The organism is Streptomyces sp. NPDC005266 (genome assembly GCF_040607655.1).
Lineage (GTDB): Bacteria > Actinomycetota > Actinomycetes > Streptomycetales > Streptomycetaceae > Streptomyces.
Genome location: NZ_JBEXHC010000023.1, coordinates 102,075 through 128,915 on the forward strand (window position 1 = coordinate 102,075; position 26,841 = coordinate 128,915).

23 protein-coding genes are annotated in these 26,841 nt (G+C 71.1%); 8 read left to right on the forward strand and 15 right to left on the reverse strand.

Going from position 1 to position 26,841, the window contains the following annotated elements:
• Positions 1-9: 9 nt before the first annotated feature.
• Positions 10-1,248: a glycosyltransferase family 4 protein gene (locus ABZU99_RS29875; RefSeq protein ID WP_355953289.1), complete on the reverse strand. Its 1,239-nt coding sequence runs from the start codon at positions 1,246-1,248 to the stop codon at positions 10-12.
• 270 nt (positions 1,249-1,518) lie between these two features.
• On the opposite strand from ABZU99_RS29875, the gene ABZU99_RS29880 reads away from it, so the two are divergent.
• Both ABZU99_RS29880 and ABZU99_RS29885 read left to right on the forward strand, forming a co-directional pair.
• Positions 1,519-2,364 carry a hypothetical protein gene (locus ABZU99_RS29880; protein WP_355953292.1) on the forward strand — a complete coding sequence of 282 codons (846 nt, stop codon included), beginning with the start codon at positions 1,519-1,521 and terminating at the stop codon, positions 2,362-2,364.
• 167 nt (positions 2,365-2,531) lie between these two features.
• The gene (locus ABZU99_RS29885) at positions 2,532-2,831 is read left to right on the forward strand and encodes a hypothetical protein (RefSeq protein ID WP_355953294.1); all 300 of its coding nucleotides are present in this window, start codon (positions 2,532-2,534) and stop codon (positions 2,829-2,831) included.
• A 150-nt stretch (positions 2,832-2,981) separates the two neighbouring features.
• Here the strand turns inward: ABZU99_RS29885 and der are convergent, their stop codons facing one another.
• The 14 genes from der to ABZU99_RS29955 form a co-directional block, all read right to left on the reverse strand.
• Entirely contained in the window at positions 2,982-4,445 is a 1,464-nt protein-coding gene (der, locus tag ABZU99_RS29890) for a ribosome biogenesis GTPase Der (RefSeq protein ID WP_355953295.1), read from the reverse strand.
• A gap of 54 nt (positions 4,446-4,499) precedes the next feature.
• Positions 4,500-5,180: a lysophospholipid acyltransferase family protein gene (locus ABZU99_RS29895; protein ID WP_355953298.1), complete on the reverse strand. Its 681-nt coding sequence runs from the start codon at positions 5,178-5,180 to the stop codon at positions 4,500-4,502.
• On the reverse strand, positions 5,177-5,893 hold the full coding sequence (cmk, locus tag ABZU99_RS29900; protein ID WP_356047753.1) for a (d)CMP kinase: 717 nt from the start codon (positions 5,891-5,893) through the stop codon (positions 5,177-5,179). The genes ABZU99_RS29895 and cmk overlap by 4 nt, the downstream gene beginning before the upstream one ends.
• A 97-nt stretch (positions 5,894-5,990) precedes the next feature.
• Entirely contained in the window at positions 5,991-7,076 is a 1,086-nt protein-coding gene (locus ABZU99_RS29905; RefSeq protein WP_355953304.1) for a prephenate dehydrogenase, read from the reverse strand.
• Complete coding sequence (gene aroH, locus ABZU99_RS29910; RefSeq protein WP_355953306.1) at positions 7,073-7,435, reverse strand: chorismate mutase; 363 nt, start codon at positions 7,433-7,435, stop codon at positions 7,073-7,075. Before aroH ends, ABZU99_RS29905 begins: the two co-directional genes overlap by 4 nt.
• 152 nt (positions 7,436-7,587) lie before the next feature.
• Positions 7,588-8,598 carry a pseudouridine synthase gene (locus ABZU99_RS29915; RefSeq protein WP_356047756.1) on the reverse strand — a complete coding sequence of 337 codons (1,011 nt, stop codon included), beginning with the start codon at positions 8,596-8,598 and terminating at the stop codon, positions 7,588-7,590.
• On the reverse strand, positions 8,598-9,278 hold the full coding sequence (gene scpB / locus ABZU99_RS29920) for an SMC-Scp complex subunit ScpB (RefSeq protein WP_355953310.1): 681 nt from the start codon (positions 9,276-9,278) through the stop codon (positions 8,598-8,600). The genes ABZU99_RS29915 and scpB overlap by 1 nt, the downstream gene beginning before the upstream one ends.
• Positions 9,275-10,489, reverse strand: coding sequence for a segregation/condensation protein A (locus tag ABZU99_RS29925; RefSeq protein ID WP_356047758.1), 1,215 nt, complete (start codon positions 10,487-10,489; stop codon positions 9,275-9,277). The genes scpB and ABZU99_RS29925 overlap by 4 nt, the downstream gene beginning before the upstream one ends.
• 644 nt (positions 10,490-11,133) lie before the next feature.
• On the reverse strand, positions 11,134-11,721 hold the full coding sequence (locus ABZU99_RS29930; RefSeq protein WP_356047760.1) for a hypothetical protein: 588 nt from the start codon (positions 11,719-11,721) through the stop codon (positions 11,134-11,136).
• Positions 11,706-12,872: a ParA family protein gene (locus ABZU99_RS29935; RefSeq protein ID WP_356047762.1), complete on the reverse strand. Its 1,167-nt coding sequence runs from the start codon at positions 12,870-12,872 to the stop codon at positions 11,706-11,708. Before ABZU99_RS29935 ends, ABZU99_RS29930 begins: the two co-directional genes overlap by 16 nt.
• Positions 12,873-13,248: 376 nt before the next feature.
• Entirely contained in the window at positions 13,249-14,361 is a 1,113-nt protein-coding gene (gene ald, locus ABZU99_RS29940; RefSeq protein ID WP_355953344.1) for an alanine dehydrogenase, read from the reverse strand.
• 219 nt (positions 14,362-14,580) lie between these two features.
• Positions 14,581-16,587, reverse strand: a complete 2,007-nt coding sequence (locus ABZU99_RS29945; RefSeq protein ID WP_355953347.1) for a tetratricopeptide repeat protein — start codon at positions 16,585-16,587, stop codon at positions 14,581-14,583.
• A gap of 374 nt (positions 16,588-16,961) precedes the next feature.
• Positions 16,962-17,588 carry an NUDIX hydrolase gene (locus ABZU99_RS29950; protein ID WP_356047764.1) on the reverse strand — a complete coding sequence of 209 codons (627 nt, stop codon included), beginning with the start codon at positions 17,586-17,588 and terminating at the stop codon, positions 16,962-16,964.
• Positions 17,589-17,666: 78 nt separating this feature from the next.
• Complete coding sequence (locus tag ABZU99_RS29955; protein WP_356047766.1) at positions 17,667-19,322, reverse strand: CTP synthase; 1,656 nt, start codon at positions 19,320-19,322, stop codon at positions 17,667-17,669.
• 437 nt (positions 19,323-19,759) lie between these two features.
• Here ABZU99_RS29955 and ABZU99_RS29960 point away from each other — a divergent pair, with 437 nt between their 5' ends.
• The 6 genes from ABZU99_RS29960 to ABZU99_RS29985 all read left to right on the forward strand — a co-directional run.
• A complete protein-coding gene (locus ABZU99_RS29960) occupies positions 19,760-21,568 on the forward strand; it encodes a glycoside hydrolase family 15 protein (RefSeq protein WP_356047768.1) in 1,809 nt (602 codons plus the stop codon).
• A 219-nt stretch (positions 21,569-21,787) separates the two neighbouring features.
• The gene (locus tag ABZU99_RS29965) at positions 21,788-22,519 is read left to right on the forward strand and encodes a TnsA-like heteromeric transposase endonuclease subunit (RefSeq protein WP_356047770.1); all 732 of its coding nucleotides are present in this window, start codon (positions 21,788-21,790) and stop codon (positions 22,517-22,519) included.
• Positions 22,516-24,642: a helix-turn-helix domain-containing protein gene (locus ABZU99_RS29970; RefSeq protein WP_356047771.1), complete on the forward strand. Its 2,127-nt coding sequence runs from the start codon at positions 22,516-22,518 to the stop codon at positions 24,640-24,642. Before ABZU99_RS29965 ends, ABZU99_RS29970 begins: the two co-directional genes overlap by 4 nt.
• A 12-nt stretch (positions 24,643-24,654) precedes the next feature.
• Positions 24,655-25,794, forward strand: a complete 1,140-nt coding sequence (locus tag ABZU99_RS29975) for an AAA family ATPase (RefSeq protein ID WP_356047773.1) — start codon at positions 24,655-24,657, stop codon at positions 25,792-25,794.
• A complete protein-coding gene (locus ABZU99_RS29980) occupies positions 25,791-26,492 on the forward strand; it encodes a TniQ family protein (RefSeq protein ID WP_356047775.1) in 702 nt (233 codons plus the stop codon). Before ABZU99_RS29975 ends, ABZU99_RS29980 begins: the two co-directional genes overlap by 4 nt.
• A gap of 93 nt (positions 26,493-26,585) precedes the next feature.
• Positions 26,586-26,841, forward strand: a 256-nt coding sequence (locus ABZU99_RS29985) for a transposase (RefSeq protein ID WP_356047786.1), incomplete at its 3' end; no start/stop codon positions are given.

Sequence of the window (26,841 nt, forward strand, 5' to 3'; positions counted from 1 at the left end):
GCACGTCGCTCATGCGATGCGCACCTTCCGCAGGGAGTCCTTCGTGGCGAACGCGCCGCTGAGCAGCGTGCCACGGACGCGGTGCAGGGTGCCTCGCAGCCCGCCGCGCGCGGCCAGATCGGCGAAGAGCGACTCGTAACGCCCGGCCACGCGCGACGGATCGAAGCGGGCCGAGTCCTTCAGCGCCGCCTGTCCCATCTGCTGCCGCAGCTCGTCGTCGTTGATGAGGTCCAGCAGCGCGGCGGCTATGGCGTTGGTGTCGCCCGTGGGGACGAGCCGGCCGTCCACGCCATTGTTTATGATCTCGGCCGGTCCGTGCGGGCAGTCGGTGGAAACCACGGGCAGACCGCAGCGCATCGCCTCGACGATGGTCATGCCGAAGGACTCCAGGCTGGAGGTGACGGCGGCGATCGAGCCCTTGGCCCACTCGGGGTCCAGCGGATTGGCCGGTCCCATCAGATAGACGTGGTTGTAGAGACCGAGCTTGTCGATGAGCGCCCGCAGCTTGGCGTGCTGGGCGCCGCCACCGTAGATCCGCAGCCGCCAGTCCGGGCGGGCCGCGCTGACCTTGGCGAAGGCCCTGATCAGCAGGTCGTACCGCTTGACCGGGGCGAGCCGGCCGGCCGCGACGACCCATTTGCCGGTGCCGTCGGCGGGCTCGAGTCCGGGCTCGGGCACGCTGTTGGGCACCGACTCGACCCGGACCCCCGGCAGCCGCATCTGGCGGCGGTAGGTCTCCGCGTCGGCCTCGGTCACGGTGGTCACCGCGTCCAGCCGCGGGTAGACGGCGCGCAGTGCCCGCTTCAGTCCTTTGGAGTGGGTGCTCAGCGTCAGATGCTCCTGGGCGACCCGCACCGGACCCCGGCGCGCCTCACGGGCGATATGGACATTGAGCCCGGGCCGGGTTCCGACAACGATATCGGCGTCCAGCCGGCGGAGATGGTCGGCGATACGGCGGTCGGTGAGCACGCCGTACTGCTTGTACCGGCCCTCGCTGGCTGGGAAGACCTTCGCCGGGCGGGCGTAGTCCGGGTCCGCGCCGTCGTAGGTCGGGCTGTTCCTGCGAATGTCCACCAGATGGCTGATCCGCACGTTCGGTCCGGGATCGAAGACCGGCTGGTCACGGTGGCGGAACACCGAAACGATCTCCACGTCGTGCTGCTCGCTCAACGTTCGGGCGAGGTTGTACGTGGTCCGGATCGTCCCGCCGATCCCGTACGCGTTGTGAATCAGGAATGAGATGTGCATCCGTCCCCGTATCCCACTTCTTCCCCGCGGACGGGTATCTCGTCCGCCTACCACGGACTAAGACCCAGAAAGCGGTTCCCGGGTTGGGCGCCATCACAGTCTTGTTTCCCAACAGATGTGAAATCGGTAGCGAACTCAGGGAACTTCGCGACGAACTGACGCATCAGAGCCCGGGACGGACGGGGCGCGTGACTCCCGCCGTGCATGGCCCGTTGTGTACGTATGAGCCGGGGACCGCCCGGCACACGGACCGAGACCGAGGAGCCACCCGTGCCGCGCATGCTCGACGTCAGCGATGACGTACGCGCCGAGATCGGCGACGAAGAAGCCGACCGGCTGCTCGCCGGGGCCAACGCCCCGGGCGCCTACGACTGCACGTCCTGCCGCACCCCTGGCAACACCGACCAGGAGCGCACCAGCACCGTGCTCTTCGTGGGGCAGGAGACGGCGGTGCTCGCCTTCGCGCATGCCACCTGTGTCCCCTCCCAGGTCGTTCCGGTCTCCGAGGAGCAGCTGCGCGGCGCGGTGCGCTCCATCACGGGCGAGGAGGCGGCGGCGCCCGCCGCCGAGGCCCCGCCGCACGCACCGCCCGCCCCGCAGCAGCACGCCGCCCCGTCCGGCTATGCCCCGGCGCCGGGGCCCCAGCAGGCCGTGCTCGGTGTCACCAGCGGGGTCGTGCTGGTCGGCGGGGAGGCGCGCCCGGCGCTGGTCGTCGAGCCGACCGCGCCGATCACCCGCACCGGGATGGCCGACCACGGCGACGACTTCCTGCCGCTCCTGACCGAGCAGGGCTTTCTGTCGGTCGTCGACCTGGGCCGGCCGCCCGCGCCGCTCCCCGGCTGGTCGGTGCTGATGGCCATGGGCCAGCTGCACGCGGTGCTGATGCCGGCGCCGAACGGCGGCGCCCCGGTGGCCTGGTGGCAGGCGCACAGCCCGATGCCGCTGAGCGAGGGCTGGCGAAACGCCGTCGGCCGCTCCCAGCAGGTCATGGTCTACGCGGCGGCGGCGGGCACGATCGGCACCCAGCCGCGCGAGGACCAGCTGCGCGCGGCGCTGGACCGGGCCGCGGCGCGAGGCGCGCTGGTCGGCGCATCGATGCCGCTCGCGGGCACATGACGCCCATGGCCGCCGCCGTCCCGGGGCCGCCCCCGGGCCTCGCCCAGCTTCCGCAAGCAGCCCATTCGCCACTGATGCCGCATCCGACGGACGGCCGGGTCGTTGGCACATACGTGCACGCATACGACCTCCCCTACCGTTCCCCCTCATACGGCTACATTCCGGCCATGCGCCCCGCGCTGGAGGCATCTGCCGATCCCTGGCGGCAGACCGCCACGCCGATCTACGACGCGCTGTACGCGGAGTACCGGCGGCTGTTCCGGGCGCTGCCCGGCGACCGTTCGGACGAGGAGGATATGGGGTTCGTCGCGTTCAGCGCCATCGGCCAGCCCCGGGGGCTGACCAGCGGCGGCCATGGCCGTACGAGCGGCTACGGCGATGGGTGGGACACCGGCGGGCTGTACTACCGCGCCTATCTCCCCGCCCTGCCACCGGGCCGGCGCGACGGGCGGGGACACGACTACTGAGCGGATGCGGTGAAGTTCGCCGCTGATCCCTCGCCGTTCGGCCTGGCCGAGGGCTTGGACGCCGAGAAGGATCAGCACTTCACTTCGCCGTAACCGCTTAGGGACCGCCAGGGGGCTCCCAGGGCGGTGGCCCCCCGCGCGGCCGCTCGTCTACTTCTTGCGGCCGCGCTTCTCGCGCACCCGGACCGAGATCTGGATCGGAGTGCCCTCGAAGCCGAACTCCTCACGCAGCCGCCGCTCGATGAAGCGGCGGTAGCCCGCCTCCAGGAAGCCCGAGGCGAAGAGGACGAACCGCGGTGGCCGGGTGCCGGCCTGCGTACCGAAGAGGATGCGGGGCTGCTTGCCGCCGCGGATCGGGTGCGGATGCGAGGCCACGATCTCGCCGAGGAAGGAGTTCAGCCGTCCGGTCGGGACCCGGGTCTCCCAGCCGGCCAGCGCCGTCTCGATCGCCGGGACGAGCTTTTCCATATGGCGGCCGGTGCGCGCCGAGACATTGACCCGCGGCGCCCACTGGATCTGCCCGAGCTCCGTCTCGATCTCGCGCTCGAGGTAGTAGCGGCGCTCCTCGTCGAGGGTGTCCCACTTGTTGTACGCGACGACGAGCGCGCGCCCGGCCTCCACGGCCATGGAGATGATCCGCTGGTCCTGGACGCTGATGGGCTCGCTGGTGTCGATCAGGACGACCGCGACCTCGGCCTTCTCCACGGCGGCGGCGGTGCGCAGCGAGGCGTAGTAGTCGGCGCCCTCCTGGAGGTGGACCCGGCGGCGGATACCGGCGGTGTCCACGAACTTCCAGGTGACGCCGCCGAGTTCGATCAGCTCGTCGACCGGGTCCCGGGTGGTGCCCGCCACCTCGTTGACGACCACCCGCTCCTCGCCCGCGACCTTGTTCAGCAGCGAGGACTTGCCGACGTTCGGACGGCCGATGAGCGCGATCCGGCGCGGACCGCCGACCGTCGCGCCGAAGGTCTGGGCCGGGGCCTCGGGCAGCGCCTCCAGCACGGCGTCGAGCAGGTCGCCGGTGCCGCGGCCGTGCAGCGCCGAGACGGGGTGGGGCTCGCCGAGGCCGAGCGACCACAGCATCGCGGCGTCCGCCTCACCGCTGGGTCCGTCGACCTTGTTGGCACACAGCACGACCGGCTTTCCGGCCCGCCGCAACAGCTTGACCACGGCCTCGTCGGTGTCGGTGGCGCCCACCGTCGCGTCCACCACGAAGACCACGGCGTCGGCGGCCTCGATGGCGAACTCGGCCTGCGCGGCCACGGACGCGTCGATGCCGAGCACGTCCTGTTCCCAGCCGCCGGTGTCGACCACCTTGAAGCGGCGGCCCGACCACTCGGCCTCGTAGCTCACCCGGTCGCGGGTGACGCCGGGCTTGTCCTCCACGACCGCCTCGCGACGGCCGAGGACGCGGTTCACGAGAGTCGACTTACCGACGTTCGGGCGGCCGACGACGGCCAGCACCGGCAGCGGTCCGTGTCCCGCCGCGGCGAGGTCTCCCTCGACCTGTTCCAGGTCGAAGCCCTCCTGCGCGGCGAGCTCCATGAACTCCGTGTACTCGGCGTCGCCGAGCTCTCCGTGCTCGTCGCCGCCGCTGTGGATCTGGTCGCTCATGAAGATGTCCTCGTCGTCCCTCAATGCCGCGGGCCCGTCACGGGCTCGCGGCTCTCATGTCTCGTCTCGGCGGCCGGTCAGCCGCCTGGCGGTCCCCAGGTGTGCGCCCAGCCGCTTCTGGATGCGCTCGGTCGCCTCGTCCAGGGCCGCCCGTGTCCGCCTGCCGCTGCCGTCCCCTGCCTCGAAGGGGTCCCCGAAGACCACATCGATCCGGCTGCGCAGCCGCGGCAGCGCCCTGGCCGCTCCGTTCCCGCGCCGCTGCTCGGCCGTGCCTAGCACGGCCACCGGCACGATCGGCGCACCGGACCGTACGGCGAAGTACGCCAGCCCGGCGCGCAGCGACGCGAAGTCCCCCTCGCCGCGGGTGCCCTCCGGGAAGATCCCCAGCACCCCGCCGCGCTCCAGCAGGCCCAGCGCGCTGGTGATCGCGGACCGGTCGGCGCTCGTACGGTCCACCTTCAACTGCCCGATCCCGCGCAGGAACGGATCCAGCGGACCGATGAACGCTTCCTTCTTGACCAGGAAGTGCACCGGCCGCGGCGCGGTGCCGATCAGCATCGGGCCGTCGATGTTGTGGGAGTGGTTCCCCGCGAGGATGACCGGCCCGGTGGACGGAATCCGCCAGGCGCCCAGCACCCGCGGCTTCCACAGCCCGTACATCAGGCCGATGCCGATCCGGCGCCCGACCGCGGCACCGGTCGCGCTGGGCAGCAAGTCGGTCGTCGCGGCGCTCACCCGGCGGTCCGCTTCTCCTCGACCAGGGTGACCACGCACTCGATGACCTGGTCGAGGGTGAGCTCGGTGGTGTCCACCTCGACCGCGTCGTCCGCCTTGGCGAGCGGCGAGGCCTTACGGCCCGAGTCGAGCGCGTCCCGCTTGGCGAGCGCGGCCTGCGTGGCGGCCAGGTCGGCGGCGTCCTTGCCCTTGAGCTCTCCGCTGCGGCGAGCGGCCCGCACCTCGGGGGCGGCGGTCAGGAAGATCTTGAGGTCGGCGTCCGGGAGCACGGTGCTGCCGATGTCCCGGCCCTCGACGACGATGCCGCGCGGCGCCTCGGCGGCGATGGTCCGCTGCAGCTCGGTGATCCTCGCCCGCACCTCGGGGACCGCGCTCACCGCGCTGACCCGCGAGGTGACCTCCTGGGTGCGGATCGGCCCGGAGACATCGGTGCCGTCCACGGTGATCGTCGGGGCGGACGGGTCGGTGCCGGAGACGATGGCCGGTTTGCCGGCTGCGTCGGCCACGGCGACGGCGTCCTCGACGTCGATGCCGTTGTTCACCATCCACCAGGTGATCGCCCGGTACTGGGCGCCGGTGTCCAGGTAGCCGAGGCCGAGCTTGGCGGCGACGGCCTTCGACGTGCTGGACTTGCCCGTGCCTGCGGGGCCGTCGATCGCGACAATCACTGCTGCCGGGGCGGTCCGGGCGGCGGTTTCCACGGTGACAGACACCTTTCGTATGCACGGGGCGGGGTTGAACGGGGCCGGTAAAGCCTCCGACAAGGTTACTGGTTCACACGACCGCCCCGGACAGCCGCCGGTCCGCCGGTCACTGCCGGAGGGCCCACCCGTGCTCGCGCAGGGCCTTGGTCAGGCCGGGGGCCGCCGTGGGCTCGACCATCAGCTGGATCAGGCCCGCCTGCTGTCCGGTGGCGTGCTCGATCCGGACGTCCTCGATGTTGACGCCCGCCCGGCCCGCGTCGGCGAAGATCCGGGCCAGCTCTCCCGGCTGGTCGCCGATGAACACCGTCACCGTCTCGTAGTCGGCCGCGGCGGCGCCGTGCTTGCCCGGCACCCGCTCGCGCCCGGCGTTGCCGCGGCGCAGAACGTCCTCGATGCCGGACGCGCCACCGGTGCGCTTGGCCTCGTCGGCGGACTGGAGGCCGCGCAGCGCCCGTACGGTCTCCTCGAGGTCGGCGGCGACCTCCGCGAGCACATCGGCGACCGGGCCGGGGTTGGCGGACAGGATGTCGATCCACATCGCGGGGTCGGAGGCCGCGATCCGGGTGACATCGCGGATGCCCTGCCCGCACAGCCGTACCGCCGTCTCGTCGGCGTCCTGCAGCCGCGCCGCGACCATGCTGGACAGCAGGTGCGGGGTGTGTGAGACGAGGGCCACGGCGCGGTCGTGGGCGTCGTCGTCCATCACCACCGGTACGGCGCGGCACAGCGCGACGAGCTCGAGGGCCAGGTTGAGCACCTCGGTGTCGGTGCCGGCCGTGGGCGTGAGCACCCACGGCCGCCCCTCGAAGAGGTCGGCGGTGGCGGCCAGCGGTCCGGAGCGCTCGCGGCCCGCCATCGGATGCGTACCGATGTAGCGGGTCGGATCACAGCCGAGGGCCTCCAGCTCCCGGCGCGGGCCGCCCTTGACGCTGGCGACGTCCAGCACGCCGCGCGCGACGCCCCGGCGCAGCACATCGGCCACCGTCTCGGCCACATGCGCCGGCGGAACGGCGACGATCGCCAGGTCCACGGGCCCGTCGGGCTCCGCCTGGGTTCCGGCGCCGAGGGCCTCGGCGGTCCGGGCCTGGTCCACATCGTGGTCGGCCAGATGGACATGGACCCCGCGGCCGGCCAGGGCCAGGGCGGCGGAGGTGCCGATCAGGCCGGTGCCGATGACGAGCGCGGTTCTCATTGGGCGATGTCCTTGCGGAGGGATGCGGCGGTGCCGAGGTAGACATGGGCCACCCCGGACTTGGGCAGATCGGTCTCGACATGCGCCAGGATGCGGACGACCCGGGGCATGGCCCCCTCGATGTCCAGCTCCTGCGCGCAGATCAGCGGCACGTCGGTGATGCCGATCTTGCGCGCGGCGACCGCGGGGAAGTCGCTGTGCAGATCGGGGGTGGCCGTGAACCAGACGCTGATGAGATCGTCCGGTTCCAGATCGTTGCGCTCCAGGATGGCGGTCAGCAGCTCGGCGACCCGCTCACGCATATGGCCCGGTTCGTCCCGCTCCAGCTGGACCGCCCCGCGGACCGCTCGTACCGCCACGTCTGTGCTCCCCTGCCCATGCTCGCCTGTGTCGCTGTCCCCGCGGCACCGTTCCCCGCCGCGCTCACGATCAGCCTAACGAGCGGGCCGGACACGCTCGTGCGACGACCGCAGGGCGAGACGGGGCGGAACGGGGCGGCGGCGCGGAGCCGTCAGAGCTCGACCTCGCGCATGAGCATGCCGACCTCGGTGTTGGTCAGCCGGCGCAGCCAGCCGGACTTCTGGTCGCCGAGCGCGATCGGCCCGAAGGACGTCCGCACCAGCTTGTCGACCGGGAAGCCTGCCTCGGCGAGCATGCGCCGCACGATGTGCTTGCGCCCCTCGTGCAGGGTCACCTCGACCAGATAGTTCTTGCCGGTGTTCTGCACCACCCGGAAGTGGTCGGCGCGGGCGTAGCCGTCCTCGAGCTGGATACCGTTCTTGAGCTGCTTGCCGAGGTCGCGCGGGAGCGGGCCCTGGATCGCGGCGAGATAGGTCTTCTTGACGCCGTACCGGGGGTGGGTGAGGCGGTGGGCCAGCTCACCGTGGTTGGTGAGCAGGATGATGCCCTCGGTCTCGGTGTCCAGGCGGCCGACGTGGAAGAGCCGGGTCTCGCGGTTGGTGACGTAGTCGCCCAGGCACTGGCGGCCGTCGGGGTCCTCCATGGTGGAGACGACGCCGGCGGGCTTGTTCAGCGCGAAGAAGAGATACGACTGGGTGGCGACGGTCAGCCCGTCGACCTTGATCTCGTCCTTCTCGGGGTCGACCCGCATCCCCTGCTCGGTGACGATCTTGCCGTTGACCTCGACCCGGGCCTGGTCGATCAGCTCCTCACAGGCTCGGCGCGAGCCCATACCGGCGCGGGCCAGCACCTTCTGGAGCCGCTCGCCCTCCTGCTCGCCGAACGTCTTCGGAAGCTTGACCTGGGGCTTGTCATGGCGGGCCCGGTTCCGCTCCTCTATCTGCGCCTCGTACTCGCGCGGGCGGGCCGGACCGGGCCTGCCGCCACGGCCGCCGCCGGCCTTGGGGCCGCCCTTGCGGCCGCCGTCGCTCTTCGGGCCGCCGCCCACGTCGTAGCGGCGCTCCTCGGGGCGGGGGCGGCCCGTGCGCTTCTGCTTGTCGTCGCGGCTGTTGCCCGCGCCCCGGTAGTTCTTGCCGCCGCTGTTCCTGCCGCTGCTTCGCATCAAGTTTCCGTCTGAGAGTGGCCGCTGCCGGCTCGGTGTTCTACGTCGTCGTACGCGTCATCGCTGTCGATGGCGTCCGGATCGAACGACGGCACGCCTTCCTGGGACTCGCCCTCGACCGCGTCCGCCTCGGGGAGGAACGGCGCGAGCTCCGGAAGTTCGTCCAGACCCCGCAGGCCCATCCGCTCCAGAAAGTAGTTCGTCGTCCTGTACAGGATCGCACCTGTTTCGGGTTCCGTGCCCGCCTCCTCGAGCAGACCGCGCTGGAGGAGGGTCCTCATCACGCCGTCACAGTTGACGCCGCGGACGGCCGAGACCCGAGAACGGCTCACCGGCTGACGGTACGCGACCACTGCGAGGGTTTCCAAAGCGGCCTGGGTGAGCCGGGCCTGCTGGCCGTCCAGGACGAACCCCTCGACGGCGGCGGCGTAGGCGGGGCGGGTGTAGTAGCGCCAGCCGCCCGCGACCAGCCGCAGCTCGAAGCCGCGCCCCTGGGTCGCGTACTCGTCGGCCAGCTCGCGCAGCGCGTCCGCGACGGCGCGGCGCGGCCGGTCCAGCACCTTGGCCAGATGCTCCTCGGTGGCGGGCTCGTCGACGACCATGAGGACGGCTTCCAGCGCGGGCTTGAGCTCCAGTTCGGCGACCTCGGGCGCCCCGGCGGATGTCCGCTGCTCGCTCAACTCCGTACCTCCTCCTTCTCCTTCTGCTCGTGCGGCGGCGCGGCCTCCTGGTCGAACTCGTCGGTGACCAGCGGCTGCCGCCCCTCCTCGCCCGTCCAGCGCACCAGGAGCGAGCCGAGCGCCTCCGGCTGGTCGAGCAGCACCGCCCGCTCCCGGTAGAGCTCCAGCAGCGCCAGGAAGCGCGCGACGACCGTAAGAACGTCGGGGGCGTCCTCGGTGAGCGTGCGGAAGCTGGCCTCCCCCAGCTCCCGCAGTCGCGCGACCACCACCTCCGCCTGCTCCCGGACGCTGACCAGGGGTGCGTGGATGTGGTCGACGTACACCTGCGGCTTGGGCTTGGGCTGCATCGCCTTCACGGCCAGCTTGGCCAACCCCTCGGCGCCGATACTGATCACGACATCGGGCAGGAGGTCGGCGTGGTGGGGCTCCAGGCCCACCGTACGGGGGTGGCGGGCGGCCTCGGCGATCAGCCGGTCGTTGAAGATGTCCGCGATCTGCTTGTACGCGCGGTACTGCAGGAGGCGGGCGAAGAGCAGGTCGCGGGCCTCCAGCAGCGCGAGATCGGCCTCGTCCTCGACCTCGGCGGCGGGCAGCAGCCGGGCCGCCTTTAGGTCGAGCAGGGTGGCGGCGACGACGAGGAACTCGGTGGTCTGATCGAGGTCCCAGTCCGGTCCCATGGCCCGGATGTACGCCATGAACTCGTCGGTGACCTTGGACAGGGCGACCTCGGTGACGTCCAGCTTGTGCTTGGAGATCAGCTGGAGAAGCAGATCGAAGGGCCCCTCGAAGTTGTCCAGCCGCACCATGAACCGGTTTCCACCGTCGTCCGCCCCGCCCTCACGCTGGGCCCCACCGCCCGCCGAGGCCTCCAGGGCCCCGCTGACGGCCTCGTCGCCCCCGGCCCTGGTCTCCGGTGATTCCCGGAGCGGCGAGGGCCGTACGGGCCCGTCTGGCGCCTCCTCGGCCCGCGCGTGCGCGGGGTCGGGCTCGGGCACCGGCGCGGGCGTCGCCTCCGACTCCGCGACGGGGGTCGGCGCGGGTGCGGGCTCCGGCGCGGGCGCGGGGGCGGGCTCCAGTGCGGACACCGGCTCCGGCGCGGGCTGCGGTGCCGGTGCGGGCTCCGGTGCGGGCACGGCTGCCGACTGGAGCTCCGGCGCGAATGCCGGCTCCGCTGCGGGCCTCGGCGCGGGCGCGGGCTCCGATGCGGGCACGGGCTCCGATGCGGGCTCCGGCTCCGGCGCGGCCGACTGCGTGCGTGCGGGCTGTGGCTCCGGTGCGGGCACGGCTGCCGACCGGAGCTCCGGCGCGAATGCCGGCTCCGCTGCGGGCCTCGGCGCGAGTACGGGCTCCGATGCGGGCTCCGGCTCCGGCGCGGCCGACTGCGTGCGTGCGGGCTGCGGTGCGGGCACGGCTGCCGGCCGGGGCTCCGGCGCGGATGCCGGCTCCGCTGCGGGCCTCGGCGCGGGCACCGGCTCCGATGCGGGCACGGGCTCCGATGCGGGCTCCGGCTCCGGCTCCGGCGCGGCCGTCTGCGTGCGTGCGGGCTGCGGTGCCGGTGCGGGCTGCGGCGGGGGGACGGCTGCCGACTGGAGCTCCGGCGCGGATGCCGGCTCCGCTGCGGGCCTCGGCGCGGGCGCGGGCTCCGGCTCCGGCGCCGCCCGGGCCCCCGGCTGGGCACCGGGCTGTTCCGGGCCCGCGGCCGCCGGACCCGCGCCGGGGCCGCGGCGCAGGGTGCGGCGGCGGGGCGGGCGGGGCGGGCGGGGCGGTGGGGCGTCGTTCGTCGGCATCGCGGTCCAGGTCGCTCAGGGCCGGGCGGGGCAGCCCGTACGACCGGGCAGGCTATCGCCCGGCCCGGTCAGCGGCCGCGCAGGCGGCGCACCAGGATGCTCGCGTCGCCGCGCGACTCCAGGTCGGCGAGGACGACCGCGACCGCCTCGCGGACGATCCGGCCGCGGTCGACCGCGAGACCGTGTTCGCCGCGCAGCACCAGACGCGCGTGCTCCAGGTCCATCAGCTCCTCGGCGGAGACATAGACCGTGATCTTCTCGTCGTGGCGCTCGCGGCCGCTGGGGCGGCGGTTCGCCGCACGGGCGCGGCGGCGGGCCGGACCGTCCTGCTCGGCCGCGACCGAAGAGCTCTGGGGACGGCCGCCCTTGGACCGCTCCCCCGCTCCTGTGGGGCGCCGCTCGTCGGCCGCGTCCGCAGGGGCGGCCGTGTCCCGTCCCGGGTGTTCGGCGGCGCCGGACTGCTCCGCGTCCGCGCGCTGCTCCTGCCCGTCGTTCGGATCGGCGGCCGGATCCGGCTCGCCGGCCGGGGCGGGCACCCGGGCCGCCTCGCCGTTCGCCTGCCGGCGGCCGGCGCCGGGCGAGGAGGACTGGAGCCCCATGCCTCCCGTGGTGCGGAACAGTTCGTCGGCGCCCGGCAGACTCACTCGGCGTGACACCGGGCGAGCACCTCCCTGGCGAGCTGGCGATAGGCGGCGGCACCGACGGAGTTGGACGCGTACGTGGTGATCGGTTCGCCCGCGACCGTGGTCTCGGGGAAGCGGACCGTACGGCCGATGACCGTGTGGTAGACGTGATCGTCGAACGCCTCGACCACGCGGGCGAGGACCTCACGGCTGTGCACGGTGCGCGAGTCGTACATCGTGGCGAGGATGCCGTCGAGCTCCAGGTCGGGGTTGAGCCGCTCCTGGACCTTCTCGATCGTCTCGGTGAGCAGTGCCACCCCACGCAGCGCGAAGAACTCGCACTCCAGCGGCACGATCACCTTGTGCGCGGCGGTGAGCGCGTTGACCGTGAGCAAACCGAGTGAGGGCTGGCAGTCGATGACGACGTAGTCGTAGTCGGCCATCAGCGGCTTGAGCGCCCGCTGCAAGGTCGACTCGCGCGCGACCTCACTGACCAACTGCACCTCGGCAGCCGACAAGTCGATATTGCTGGGCAGCAGGTCCATGTTGGGCACGGCCGTCTTCAGCAGCACCTCGTCGGCCGACATGCCCCGCTCCATGAGCAGGTTGTAGACCGTGAGGTCGAGCTCCATCGGGTTGACCCCGAGGCCGACCGAGAGGGCGCCCTGCGGGTCGAAGTCGACGAGCAGGACCCGGCGGCCGTACTCGGCGAGCGCCGCGCCCAGGTTGATGGTGGAGGTGGTCTTGCCGACCCCGCCCTTCTGGTTGCACATCGCGATGATCTTCGCGGGGCCGTGGTCGGTCAGCGGCCCCGGGATCGGGAAGTACGGCAGCGGCCGCCCGGTGGGGCCGATGCGCTCGCGGCGCTGGCGGGCAGCGTCGGGCGCGAGGGTGGCCGCGTACTCGGGGTCGGGCTCGTACTCCGCGTCCGGATCGTAGAAGTGCCCGTCGGGGAGGTCGTCGTAGTCGGCGAAGCGGGCGGGATCCGTGCCCCCCTGGTCGCCGGCCATGGCGTTCACGTGATGGCCGTCCATGATGTGGCTCTGGTGGGCTGTCGTCGGGCTCTGATGGGTTGCGAAGGTGCGGACAGCGACGGAGCCGACAGCCTGGAGCCCCGAGGGAACCTGGCCCCGCGCAGCTGATCCTGGTTGACCACCCCCGGGAGAAAATGTCGACTCATTCACAAGTCGTCCTACCTCCTTGGTGACCAAGACATTTCTCGATAGGTCAGCGTGACACCATGCCGACGGTTGGCGACTCTATGGCGTGTCACCGGTCCGCAGCAACACAATCCACCGGACACGGCATGATGTGTCGGCAATCGAACGCCCCGATGTCAAGGGCGTGCGACCGGCGCCGCGAAGATTTCACCACCCCATAAAGCGTCTGAATAGTTGCATTTAGGGCGAGTTGGCTCGACGGTAAGTGGCCCCCGATCCGGGACACAGCGGACACATCCGCGGCCGGGTCCCGCCCTTCGGCAAGACCCGGCCGGATGCCCGGTGTTGACCTGGTGTTGACGGTCCGGGTTGACCCTCCGTGTTGACGACCCGGGCCGACTCAGCCGAGCAGGGAGCTCAGTTCGACGGCGGGCAGGCCGTGCGCCTCGGCGACCGGGCCGTAGACGACCTGGCCCTCATGGGTGTTGAGCCCCTTGGCCAGCGCCGCGTCCCGGCGCAGCGCCTCCCGCCAGCCACGGTTGGCCAGCTCCACGATGTACGGCAGCGTGGCGTTGGTGAGCGCGTGGGTGGAGGTGTTCGGCACCGCGCCCGGCATGTTGGCGACGCAGTAGAAGACCGAGTTGTGCACCGTGAAGGTGGGCTCGGCGTGGGTGGTGGGACGGGAGTCCTCGAAGCAGCCGCCCTGGTCGATCGCGATGTCGACAAGGACACTTCCCGGCTTCATCCGGGACACCATCTCGTTGGTGACCAGCTTCGGCGCCTTGGCACCGGGGATGAGCACCGCGCCGATCACGAGGTCGGCGTCGAGGACGGCCTTCTCCAGCTCCAAGGCGTTGGAGGTGATGGTCTGCACGCGGTTGCCGAAGACCCGGTCCGCCTCGCGGAGCTTGTTGACGTCCCGGTCGAGCAGGGTGACGTGGAAGCCCATGCCGATGGCGATCTGCGCGGCGTTCCAGCCGGAGACACCGGCACCGATGACGACCGCGCGGGCGGCGGCCACGCCGGGCACCCCGCCGGGCAGCACACCCCGGCCGCCGGCCGCGCGCATCAGGTGGTACGCGCCGACCTGCGGGGCGATCCGGCCCGCGACCTCGGACATGGGCGCGAGCAGCGGCAGCGCGCGGTTCGCGGTCTCCACGGTCTCGTACGCGATGGCGGTGGTGCCGGACTCCAGCAGCGCGTCCGTGCACGGCCGGGAGGCGGCGAGGTGAAGGTAGGTGAAGAGTGTCTGGTCCTTGCGCATGCGGTGGTACTCCTCCGCGATGGGCTCCTTGACCTTCAGCACCAGGTCGGCGGCCCAGACCTCGTCGGCGGTCTCGAGGATGCGCGCACCGGCGGCGGTGTACTCCTCGTCCGTGATGGAGGAGCCGAGGCCCGCGCTCCGCTCCACGAAGACCTCGTGGCCGTTGCGGACCAGCTCGTGCACACCGGCGGGGGTGATGGCCACACGGAACTCGTTGTTCTTGACCTCGCGGGGGATACCGACCTTCACGTCGATCACGGTCCTTGAATGGGTGGGGAAAGGAACAGAGCGTCCCAACCGGGACGCACCCGGCGACACGCAGGCAAAACGATGAACGTCCGCATGCCGGAGACGGCCGCAACAATCGCGGTACAGCCAGTCTAATGAAGGACGTCGCGCTGTCTAGCCTTGCAATGCATCAATCTTTCGCGAGGCGACTACTGATTTCGTAGGTCAGCTCGCCTCCCTTCATTGCTCCGGGGTGACGAAGCCGTGTCCTGGCCTGTTCTTGGCATCGACGCGCTCCGCGGCGCGCCGCAGTGAGCGGGCCACCGCCGGGTCGCCGCCGAGGCGGTCCATCGCGTCCGCGGCGTGCTGCGACAGCTCGGCGTGGACCGCCGCGTCCCCGCTGCCGCGCGCGGCCGCGACCGCCTCCGTCCAGGTGCGCAGAGCCTCCCTCGGCCGCCCCGTCCGCTCCTGCGCGCGGGCCGTGCCGCCGAGCGCCCGTGCGTATCCCGGCAGGTCGCCCGCGCGGCGGCAGGCGGCCGTGGCGGCGCGCCAGTGGCGCAGCGCCTCGCCCCACTGCCCGGCGTAGCCATGCACGGTGCCCAGCCGCGCGTACAGCCGGGCGCCCGCGGGCAGATCGCGGCGGCCCAGCAGCGGCTCCAGGGCCCGCCCGTACCAGTCGGCGGCCCGGTGCCAATCCTCCAGTTCCTGATAGGTGGCGCCGATGGACTCCAGGGAGCGCCCGGTCGTATACGGATCGCCCGCCGCGCGCGCCGCCTCCAGCGCCCCCTTGTAGCGGTCCAGTGCCTGGTCCACCCGGCCCGCCCGGCCGTCCAGATCGCCCAGGTTCAGCAGCGCGGCCGCCTCCTCCACCGGCAGATCGCGGCGCCGGGCCACGTCCAGCACCAGCTGATGCAGCCCGTACAGCTCGGCCGCGGCACCCTCGGCGCCCCGGTGGGCGGTGAGCGCATGGGTCAGCGCGGCCACCAGACGCCGGGCCAGGGTGTCGAGTTCACCGGTCTCGACGGCCGTACGGGCGGCCTCCAGCAGCACCGGGAGCCGCGCCTCCAGCCAGTCGGCGGCGGCCGGCGGCGACGGAAACCGCAGCCACTTCGGCATCTCGGCCAGCTTTTTACGGGCCGGCGAACCGGGCGGCTCGGTCACCATCCGGCAGGCGTGCAGCCGCCGCACCGTGCGCTCCAGCATCCGCGCCCGGGCCAGTTCCGCCTCCGCGGGGCGGTCCACGGTCCGCAGCAGCTCGCGCAGCAGCGGGTCGAGACAACCGGGCACCTGGTACTGGCCCGCCTCCCGCGGGCGCAGCATCCCGTACGCGGCGAAGCCCTCCAGCGCCGCCTCGCCGTCCGCGAGCGAGCAGCCGGCCAGCGCGGAGGCGGTGTGCGCGTCGACCGATCCGGCGGGCGCCAGGGACAGCAGCCGCAGCATCCGGGCCGCGGCCGGGGGCAGCGATCCGTAGGCGAGCCGGAAGGCCCGGGCCAGCGGCCGTGCGCCCTGGTCCACGTCCCCGGCGGACGGCGGCAGTTCGCGCAGCCGTGCCACCACATCGGCGACGGACGCCTGGGGGCGCGCGGCGAGCCAGCCGCCGGCCAGCACGAGCGCGGCGGGCTGGCCCGCGCACTCCTCGACCAGGGACTGCGCGGCCACCGGGTCGCAGGTGATCCGGGTGGGGCCGGCGTACTGCGCCAGCAGCCCCACCGCCGCGCCCACATCGAGCCCGCCGACCGTGCACGGACGCACGTCCGGCACCCCGGTCAGCGGGCCGCGGGAGACCGCGACGACCAGGCAGCCGGGCTCGTCGGGGAGCAGCGCGTCCACCTGGTCGGCCCCGGCCACGTCGTCGAGCAGCAGCAGCACCCGCTTGCCGTCGAGGGTGTCGCGCAGCGTCTGGCCCAGCTCGTCCTCGTCCGCCCCGGGCGGGGCGGTCACCCCGAGCCGGCCGAGCAGGTCACGGGCGGTGCGCTCGGTGGGGACGGGGACCCCGGCGGAGGTCGTCAGCCGCGCGCTCAGCACCCCGTCGGGGTAGTCGTCCGCCAGCCGCCGGGCCAGCTCCTCGGCGAGCGCGGTACGGCCCCAGCCGGGGCGGCCCGCGATCAGCAGCACCCGGCTGCGGGCGGCCTTGCGGCCGGCCAGCGTGTCCAGCCCGGCGCGGTCGATGTCGGCCCGCAGCGACAGCAGCTCCCGCCGCCGCCCCGCGAACCCTTGCCCCACGGTGGCCGCCGCCGCGAACAGCACCGCCCGGGTGGCCCCGCTCCACACCCCGCCGTCCTGGCCGGCCTCCTGCCCGGCGGCGCTGCGCGCCTTGGGCGGCCGGGGCGGGTCGGCCGGTGAGTGGCCGGAAGAGGGCGAGTTGGGCGCGTCAGGCGGCGACTGCCGCTTCCGGGGGGCCGCCGGCTCCCCATCGGTGTCGACCGCCTGCTCCGCCACGGGCCCACTCCCGTCCACCTGCGCGTACGAGCCCGCCGCCGCTGCGGTCGGGGTTGTACGAGCGTAGTTCACGCGGCGTCAGCTCCCCGGCACTCCCGGCCCATGACGTGGACCGAAAATCACTCCATCGGATCCACCGATGTTCCGACCGGTGAGGTCCGGGGCGCGAGGGCGGGCGGCGGTTAGGCCTGGAAGGGGCGGGCCGGCCAGGGGGCGTCGGCGGGGCGCAGCGCGTCGAAGCCGTCGCCGGACCGGGCGGTGTGGGCCGCCAGAACGCCGACCGTCAGGGCGTTGTTCTGCAGGTCGCCCGCGAGGACGCCGCGCACCAGCTCCTCCAGGGGGACCCGGGCGATCTCCATGTCGGCCTCCTCCTCGGAGACCTCGAAGCGCTCGCCCTCGACCGCCGAGATCTCCCGCGCCAGGAAGACCCGTACGGCCTCGTCGCAGCCGCCCGGCGAGGTGAAGACGTCGACGAGGACACGCCAGTCCTCGGCCTTGACGTGTGCCTCCTCGTACAGCTCCCGCTGGGCCGCGTGCAGCGGGTTCTCACCGGGGATGTCGAGCAGACCGGCCGGGATCTCCCACAGCCGGTGGCGCACCGGGTGGCGGTACTGACGCAGCACGATGACGCGCCCGTCCTCGTCGAGAGCGAGGACGGCGACGGAGCCGGGGTGGACCTGGTAGTCGCGGGTGACCCGGCTGCCGTCGGGCATGACGACCTCATCGGTACGCACGCTCGTCTTGTTGCCGGTGAACGGCGTGGCGGTGGCGGTGACCGGCCACTCCTCGGGGGTGTCCTGGATGCCCATGCTTGCCTCAGCGTCCTTTCGATGCGGTTCCCGGGGCGCGGGCCGCGCAGACCGCCCGCCCCCCGTCAACCGTAGCGGTCACGCGTCGGCGACCCGCTTCTGACCAGCGGTCTGTCGCTCGACCGCCGCCTTGATCAGGCCCGCGAAGAGCGGGTGCGGACGGGTCGGCCGCGAGCGCAGCTCGGGGTGGGCCTGGGTGCCGACCAGGTACGGGTGCACCTCACGCGGGTACTCCACGTACTCGACCAACTTGTTGTCGGGGGAGGTGCCGGAGAAGACGATTCCGGCCTTCTTCTCCAGCTCGCCGCGGTAGGAGTTGTTGACCTCGTAGCGGTGGCGGTGGCGCTCCTCGACGTACGGCTGGTTGTCGTAGACCTCGCGGACGATCGAGCCCTCGGCGAGCTTGGCCGGGTACATGCCCAGCCGCATGGTGCCGCCCATGTCGCCCTCGCCCGCCACGATGTCGAGCTGCTCGGCCATGGTGGAGATCACCGGGTCGGTGGTGGCCGGCTCGAACTCGGTGGAGTTGGCGCCCTCGATGCCCGCCAGGTTCCGCGCCGCCTCGATGACGACGCACTGGAGGCCGAGGCATAGCCCGAGCAGCGGGATCTTGTTCTCCCGGGCGTAGGTGATCGCGCCGACCTTGCCGACCACGCCCCGGTCGCCGAAGCCGCCGGGGATGCAGACCGCGTCGACACCCTCGAGCTGCTGCCGGGCGCCGGCCGCGGTCTTGCAGTCGTCCGAGGTGACCCACTTGATCTTGACGCGGGCGCTGTTGGCGAAGCCGCCGGCGCGCAGCGCCTCGGTGACGGACAGATAGGCGTCGGGCAGGTCGATGTACTTGCCGACGAGCGCGACGGTGACCTCGTGGTCGGGCTGGTGGACCCGCTTGAGCAGGTCGTCCCACTGGGTCCAGTCCACATCGCGGAAGGGAAGATCCAGCTTGCGGACGACATAGGCGTCCAGGCCCTCGGAGTGCAGCACCTTCGGGATGTCGTAGATCGACTTGGCGTCGATGGCGGCGACCACGGCCGCCTCGTCCACGTCGCACATCAGCGAGATCTTGCGCTTGATGGAGGTCGGGACCTCGCGGTCGGCTCGCAGCACGATCGCGTCCGGCTGGATACCGATGTTGCGCAGTGCCGCGACCGAGTGCTGGGTGGGCTTGGTCTTCAGCTCACCGGACGGGCCGATGTAGGGCAGCAGGGAGATGTGCACCACAAAGACGTTGTCCCGGCCGACCTCATGGCGGACCTGGCGCACCGCCTCCAGGAAGGGCAGCGACTCGATGTCGCCGACGGTGCCGCCGACCTCGGTGATGACGACGTCCACGTCGTCGGTGGCCATGCGGCGGATGCGATGCTTGATCTCGTTGGTGATGTGCGGGATGACCTGCACGGTGTCGCCGAGGTACTCACCGCGCCGCTCCTTGGCGATCACGGTGGAGTAGACCTGGCCCGTGGTCACGTTGGCCGAGCCGTCGAGGTCGACGTCGAGGAACCGCTCGTAGTGGCCGATGTCCAGGTCGGTCTCGGCGCCGTCGTTGGTGACGAACACCTCACCGTGCTGGAAGGGGTTCATGGTGCCCGGGTCCACGTTCAGATACGGGTCGAGCTTCTGCATGGTGACGCGCAGACCGCGCGCCTTGAGCAGAGCACCCAGGCTGGAGGCGGTCAGGCCCTTGCCGAGTGAGGAAGCGACACCCCCGGTGACGAAGAGGTGCTTGGTCGTCATGGGCTTAGCGGCAATGGCCAAGAGGGGGCTCCCGTGGTCGCGTGGTGAGGATGCGGTCCGGCAGCTACCCCGGAAATCGGGGGCGCCGTCGCTGAGGTTCGGGGGTTTTGTGCCCGCCGCTCCACGGGCTACCAGGGTATCAGTGACCCGGGGTGCCCGCTGATGGCAGCGTTCATCACCGTTCATGCCATCGAGTGCGCACCCGTCTCCGCGACCACCCGGACACCTTGCGTGACCTGGCCACCCGATCGGCCGTGAGATGCGAGCCACGATGTGGACCGGCTCAAGCGGATCACCGTTCTGCGTCGTATCCTCGTCGGACGCACGCATGCGAGCCACCCCGGCACGGCACCACCCGCACGCCCCCCGGAACAAGAGCTCGTCCAGAATTTTCCGAGACCGCGCCCCACGGGGCGATACGGCCGTTCGAATGGGGAATGCACGTGGCCGGGCGTATCGAAGACTACGCACTGATTGGTGATATGCAGACCGCGGCCCTGGTCTGCAGAGACGGCACCGTCGACTGGCTGTGCCTGCCGCGCTTCGATTCCCATGCCGTCTTCGCCGCTCTGCTGGGCACCGACGAACACGGCTTCTGGCGGATGGCCCCGGCCCAGCCGGCGGGCGCCGAGCCGCCGTCCGCCGATCGCCGCCGCTACCGCGGGGACTCACTGGTCCTGGAGTCCGAGTGGGACACCCCGCGCGGCACGGTCCGCGTGATCGACTTCATGCCCCCGCGTGACGGCGCCCCGCAGCTGGTGCGGATCGTTGAGGGCGTCAGCGGGCGGGTGCCGATGCGCTCGGCGCTGCGGATGCGGTTCTCCTACGGCTGGGTCGTGCCGTGGGTGCACAAGGTCGGCAACCGCACGGTCGCCGTCGCCGGACCCGACTCGGTGTGGCTGGACACCGAGGCCGACACCTACGGCAGGGACCTGACCACCTACTCGGACTTCACGGTGGGCCCCGGCGACCGGATCGCCTTCACCATCAGCTGGCAGCCCTCCCACAAGAAGTCGCCCGCCCTGCCCGACGCGGAGGGCGCCCTGGTGACGACCGAGGCGTTCTGGCGCGAGTGGGTCGAGCACTGCACGTACCACGGCCCCTACCGGGACGCGGTCGTCCGCTCGCTGATCACTCTCAAGGCGCTCACCTACGCTCCCACCGGCGGCATCGTCGCGGCACCCACCACCTCGCTGCCCGAGGAGATCGGCGGCGTCCGGAACTGGGACTACCGCTTCACCTGGCTGCGGGACGCGGCGATCACCCTGTCCTCGCTGCTGCGCACCGGCTACCGCGAGGAGGCGCGCGCCTGGCGCGAATGGCTGCTGCGCGCGGTCGCGGGCGACCCGGAGAACCTGCAGATCATGTACGGCATCGCGGGTGAGCGGGAGCTGTCCGAGGCCGAGCTGCCCTGGCTGCCCGGGTACGAGGGCTCCCAGCCCGTCCGAGTCGGCAACGGCGCGGCCGGCCAGCTCCAGCTGGACGTCTACGGCGAGGTCACCGAGGCGCTGCACCTGGCCCATATGACCGGGCTCGCGCGCAACGACTACGCGAGCATCCTGCAGCTGAAGCTGATCAGCTACCTCGAGGGTCACTGGAGCGAGCCGGACGAGGGCATTTGGGAGGTGCGCGGCCCCCGCCGCCACTTCGTGCACTCCAAGGTCATGGCCTGGGTCGCCGTCGACCGCACCGTCAAGCTCATCGAATCCGGCGATGTGGACGGCCCGTTGGAGCGCTGGCGGGAGTTGCGCGAGGAGATCCACCGAAATGTGTGCGAGAAGGGCTACGACGCCGAGCGCAACACCTTCACCCAGTCCTACGGCTCCAAGGAGCTGGACGCCTCGCTGCTGCTCATCCCGCAGATGGGCTTCCTGCCGCCGGACGACAAGCGGGTCATCGGCACCATCGAGGCCATCCAGCGGGAACTGTCGACCCCCGACGGCTTCGTGCTGCGCTACCCGACAGCGGGCGAGGACGCGGGCGTGGACGGTCTCGAGGGCGACGAAGGCGCCTTTTTGGCCTGCTCCTTCTGGCTCGCCGACGATCTGGCCATGATCGGCCGCGTGGACGAGGCCCGCAAGCTCTTCGAGAAGCTGCTCGCGCTCCGCAACGACCTGGGGCTGCTGGCCGAGGAGTGGGACCCCCGGCTGCAGCGGCAGGTCGGCAACTTCCCGCAGGCCTTCAGCCATGTGCCGCTGATCGACACCGCCCTGCGGCTGACCGCCTCCGGGGCGTACGGCGGCTAGTGCCGTTGTGGGATCCCAGATCCCGTGTCCTTTTCCCACCGGCGATGTCCACCGCGTGGCCAATAGGACAGGGGGATGGGATTCATGCCCCGTGAGCGAGTAGTTCCCCTCTTTGTGTACAGGACCGCCCCGGTCAGCGTCTGCGTGCGTGGCCGGGGCAGGCCCCTGGCGTTTGGCGGCCGACGGGGCCGCCTCGGGAAACGCGGGGTTGGTGGTCCGATGGGTACAGCGGTGGCCGCGCCGGTGCGGCTGAGTGTGCGGCGTGGTGACGAGGCCGTCGTGGAGGACCTGGAGTGGCCGTCGGTGCCGCTCGGGCTGCTGCGGGAGGCCCGGCCGTGGCGGACGTTCCGCTGGTACAAGGGGCAGCAGCACTATTCGGGCACGTACTGGTCGGCCACCGTGGGCGACCACGTGATCTACGAGTCGCGGCTGGAATTGGGGCGGCTGCTGTTCGCCGACTTCGACCCGGCGGTGCGGCACATCGTGGCCCAGCCGTTCCTGCTCAAGGCCGATGTCGGTCGCAAGGTCCGCAAGCACATCCCGGACTATCTGCTGGTGACGGACGACGGCCCGGTGGTCGTGGACGTCAAGCCGCGGCACCGGCTTGAGAAACCTGAGGTCGCCTTCACGTTCGCCTGGACGCGGGAGGCGGTCGCGTCACGCGGGTGGCGCTACGAGGTGTGGAGCGAACCGGATCCGCATGTGCTGGAGAACGTCCGATTCCTGGCCGGCTACCGCCGCGCCTGGCTCTTCGACCCGGATCTGGTGGCCGCGCTGCGGGCTGCGGATCTGGACGGGATGTCGCTGGGTGATGCTTTCCGGCTGCTACCGGCGGAGTGGCCCCGGCCGCTGGTGCAGTCGGCGATGCTGCACCTGCTGTGGTCAGGGCATGTGACGACCGCCCTGGACCGACCGCTGAGCGCCGGACACGTGCTGCGGAGGGCCGCATGAGCGGGGCAGGGACGAAGCTGGGGGTCGGAACGCACTTCCGGCTGGACGGCGAAACGGTCGAGGTCGTGGAGTTCGCCATCCTGGCCACGGGCATGGAGGTCGTCCTCAAGGACGGACGCGACCGGCTGGCCCGGATGTCGCTGCGCGAACTGCTGGCCTCGGACCGCGCCGAGCTGATCCACGACACGGCAGGCCCGTCCTCCACCGATGCCGCGGACCTCGCGGCCGTGGTACTGAACCGGCTGACCAAGGACGAGAAGAAGGACGTCCTGGAGCGGGCCAAGCACGTCCGCGAGATGCTGACGGGCTACCGCTCCGGCAGCGAAGACCTGCCGCGTCCGGATGAACCGCGCTCGCAGTACGTCCCTGACCTGCCCCTGCGGGCTCGCTATGAGGCCAAGGCGGCGGAACTGGGGGTGACCGAGCGGACGGTGCGCCGGTGGGCGCGGGCCTTCCGGGAGCTGGGCGAGGCCGGACTGGTGCCGAAGGCCGCGCGGGCAGATAGCGGGCTGGGCAACGCCGATCCGCGCTGGGTCGAGACCGCAGAGGAGGTGCTGAAGGAGTACGAGGAGGAGTCACGACCCTCCGTGAAGGTGGTGCTGGAAGAAGTCGAGGCCCGCGTCAGGTCCAAGTTCAAGCGGGTCAAGGTGCCGGTGCCGCCGCGGACGACGGCCTATCGGTGGATGCAGGAGCTGGAGCGGCGCCATCCGACGTTTTGGCTGAGCACTCAGCGCAACCGGGACATCGCCGACCGGCCGAAGGGGGTCTACGGGAAGCTGCGGCCCACGCGGCCGGGCGAGTACGTGCTGATGGACACCACGCGGCTGGACGTGTTCGCGTTCGACCCGGTGACGCTGCGGTGGATGCAGGCGGAGTTGACCGTCGCGATGGACTGGTACACCCGCTGCATCGTCGGGCTGCGGGTGACGCCGGTGTCGACGAAGGCGATCGACGCGGCGGCCGTCCTCTATCAGGCTTATCGCCCTCAGCAGGTTCCGGAGAGCTGGCCGAGGGAGGCAGCCTGGCCCGAGCACGGCATTCCGCGCGGGGTGCTGGTGGAGCCCGAGGCCGTCCACGGGCCCGTCACCGGGGTCTGGGGTCCGAAGGTGGCACCCGAGACATTGATCGTCGACCACGGCAAGATCTACCTGTCGGCGCATCTGACCAGCGTCTGCCGCAGGATGGGGATCTCGGTGCAGCCGGCGAGGCTGCGCACGGGCCGGGACAAGGGACCGGTGGAGCGGTATTTCCGAACCCTGCGGGAAGACCTGCTGCAGCGGCTGCCCGGCTACAAGGGACCGGACATTCACTCGCGCGGGCTGAATCCGGAGAAGGACGCCTTCTTCTTCCACCACGAGTTGGAGGCGATCATCCGGGAATGGACCGCGGTGACGTATCACCGCAGGCCACACGAGGGTCTCGTCGATCCGCACCTGCCGAAGGTGGAGTTGTCTCCGGCGGCGATGTTCGAGCACGGGCTCGCGCGGGCGGGCTACATCGAGGTGCCCCGCGACCCGCACCTGGCCTATGAGTTCCTCGAGGTCACGATGCGCACGGTCCAGCACTACGGCGTTGAAATCAACGGCCGCCGCTACAACGGCGGCTGCCTCGACGGACTGCGGGACATGGCCGGCTCCGACATCGTCTTGGACAAGCGGCGGCTGGAGTTCTTCGCGGACCCCGACGATGTCACCCGGATCCATTTCCGAGACCACGAACGCGTCTGGCACACGCTCAAGTGGGAACACGCGCCCAGCCTGGCCATGCCGCTGAGCGATGAAGCGCTGCAGTTCGCCCGCCATCTGGCGGCGAAGGAGTACACCTATCCCGACGACCGGCTCGCCATCGCCCTGCTGCTGAAGCGGTGGAACCTCGGCCTTGGCACGTCTCTGGTCGAACGGCGGATGGCGCTGCGGCTCTCCCGCGAGCAGGTCGCCCTGGATCTTCCCGAACAGCAGGCCGACGAAGTGAGTTCCCTGCCGTCGGTCGCCCGCGTGCTGTCCCTTCCCGAGCAGCCGGCGTCTCCGGCGATCGAGGCCGTCCAGGAGGCGGAGGCGTGCGATGACGACACCGACGGTCTGGAGGAGTTGAAGCGGAACTCGACTTCTACGCCACGGCCTTGAAGGACATCGACGATGACGAGTAAGCCGACCTCCGCCCAAGCCGAGGAAGCCGATCTGCGCTCCCGGCTGGATCACCTCACGTTGTCACGCAAGGAAGGCTTTGGCCGCCTGGCCGAGGCCCCGCGCAGGAAGCGTCCGGAGCGTCTGTCCCGCCGCCAGCTAAAGCAGTTGGGAGCGAATGCCCTTGCCGAATACAACCGCGACCGTCGCAAATGGCACGCGAACCTCGGCCCGCTGAGCACCCCACAAATGAAGGCCCTGCACGAAGACCTCTGGGACATCTTCGACAGCAACGACCAGGACAGTGACAAGGTGAAAGGCGGCATCGCTCTCGATGCTTTCCCCGGCCTGGGGAAGACCACAGCCGTGCTCGCCTTCGCCAAAAAGGTTCATCGCCGCATCATCGAAGAAGAGGGAAAATACACCGACGAGGGTCACGAGCGCTGGCCGGTCTGCCGTGTCGGATTGACCAGCAACACCGGAATGCGCGACTTCAACCGAGCCATCCTGGAGTACTACGGGCATCCTGGCCGTTTCCGCGGGACCGCCGCCGAGTTCGGCTACCGCGCTCTCGATTCGGTCCTGTCGACGGAAACAAAACTCTTGATCGTCGATGATCTGCACTTCCTGAAGTGGCGAAACAAGAACGGGATCGAAGTCAGCAACCACTTCAAATACATCGCCAACGAATTCCCAGTCACCTTGCTAATGATCGGCGTTGGCCTGGAGAAGCGGGGCCTGTTCAGCGAAGGATCAAGTTACGAGGACGCAGTTCTCGCACAGACCGGGCGTCGCACCACCCGGCTCAACATGGACCCGTTCACCATCTCATCCGAGCAAGGGCGGCAGGACTGGCGCGACACACTCCTCGGAGTCGAGGAACGTGTCGTCCTCGCGGACAAGTACCCCGGAATGCTCGCGGACGATCTGTCCGACGAGCTCTTCGCTCGCAGCACCGGACACATCGGCTCGCTCATGACGCTGATCAACCGCGGCTGCCAGCGAGCAGTACGCACCGGCACCGAACGCCTGGATAAGGAACTGCTGGATCAGGTGAAGAACGACGCCGCGTCCGAGCAGGCCCGCGCGGAACTCCAGCACGCCCTCGACTCCGGCCGACTGGTCAGCCGGCCAGGGAAGAAGGCGGCATGAGCGAACTGCGCACCCTGGCAATCCGAGTCCTGCCCCACCCTGGGGAAAGCCTCGACAGCTGGCTGGAGGCCCTCGCCCGACGCTCCTGGACCTCACTCTCGGCTCTGCTGGACGCCCTGGGCCTGCCCGAAGTACCAGCCCGGGAACGCACGAGCCGTCTCATCACCTCGCTGCCCGAGAAGGCACTGCGGCGGCTGGAACAGCAGGTGACACTACCTGCCTGCCGTCTCGACGATGCCGTCCTGCCATCCGAGATCTTCGGCCGCCGAGCGCCCGGCTGGCGGTTCTGCCCGCAGTGCCTGCATGACGACGCAGGCCGCTGGCCGACGCTCTGGTGGCTGCCCTGGGCCTTCACCTGCACCAAGCACCACGCCCTTCTCCACCGCGTCTGCCCGAGCTGTGGTCGTGAACCGCGCTACTTCCTGCCCAGAGCGGTGCACTTGCATCCGCCCGGACACTGCATGCGCCGGACCGGCAGAAGGCGCGTCTGCGGCGCCGACCTGAGCAGCGCACCGCAGCTCAGCCTCGGTCACGGCCATCCGATCGTCCAAACCCAAACCGAGATCAACAGCATCGGTCTCCATCCCTTCACCTCTGCTGACGCCGTCTTCGTCGAGGCGGACCATCTCCTAGTACTCCAGTGTGACTTCGCGATCTTGCTGCGGACCCGGCTGGGAACGGGTACGGCCACCGCGTGATCATCGGTTGGTGTGTGGACAAACGAAGATCGTGCGGTGGCCGCGGGCCATAGCGTAGACCCTGCCCGCTGGCGGGAGATGTTCGACCAGGCCATGGCCCGGATCGCGGGCCGCTTCGGCCGAGTTGAGCCCCGGGCGAGTGCCCGCGCCTATCTGCTCGGGCTGTTGTCGAAGGCGGAGCGGAAGAACTGCTGGCAGCTGGCCGAACTGGCCGGTCTGGCCCGGCCGGGGCCGATGCAGCGGCTGCTGCGCTACGCACGCTGGGACGCCGACGCCGTCCGCGACGATGTCCGCGCCTACGCCGTCGAACACCTCGGCACCGACGGCGCGGTGCTGATCGTGGACGAGA